Raw genomic sequence first — 632 nt, 5'->3', positions numbered from 1 at the left:
ACCGCGTCCTGCACCGAGCGCAGCATGATGCCGTGGTCGGAATTGCCCCAGGCGCGGTTGCCGCGCACGGTTTGCTCGCGCACCTCCATCAGCGCCAGGCCGCCCCGGTTGTAGTAGGTGTCGTTGTCTTCCCAGACGTTGTAGTACGAGGTCATGTAGTGCGTGCCGTAGCGGCTGTGGTGCAGCTTGTTGCCCCGGAAAATCGCATGGTGCGAGACGTCCACATACAGCGCGTCGCGCACGAAGCTGATGTTGTTGTGCAGGATGCGCGCGCCCTTGGTGTTGTAGAGCTGGATGCCNGCGTGCCGTAGCGGCTGTGGTGCAGCTTGTTGCCCCGGAAAATCGCATGGTGCGAGACGTCCACATACAGCGCGTCGCGCACGAAGCTGATGTTGTTGTGCAGGATGCGCGCGCCCTTGGTGTTGTAGAGCTGGATGCCGTTGCCGCGCTGCGCCGAGTCGAACTCGCGCTTGCCGGTGATCAGGTTGCCCTCGATGCGCACGTCGTTGGCCTTCTCTATCCACAGGCCGAACAGGTTGTAGGTCAGGTCGCAGTTTTGCACCACGGCGCGGTGCGAACCGGGGTAGAGGTAGATGCCGGCGTTCTGCTCTTTCAGGCTGCTGCCCGAGTCG

The 632-nt window shown here is 62.9% G+C and carries 1 protein-coding gene; it reads right to left on the bottom strand.

The window, feature by feature from the left end; all coding sequences use genetic code 11:
- Window positions 1-151: 151 nt before the first annotated feature.
- Window positions 152-632 (bottom strand): NosD domain-containing protein (locus QZH66_RS17965; protein ID WP_305807169.1); only part of this gene is annotated, 481 nt, incomplete at its 5' end.

Source organism: Stenotrophomonas sp. YIM B06876 (genome assembly GCF_030711595.1).
Classification (GTDB): Bacteria; Pseudomonadota; Gammaproteobacteria; order Xanthomonadales; family Xanthomonadaceae; genus Stenotrophomonas.
This window is presented reverse-complemented; position numbering and strand designations above follow the sequence as displayed.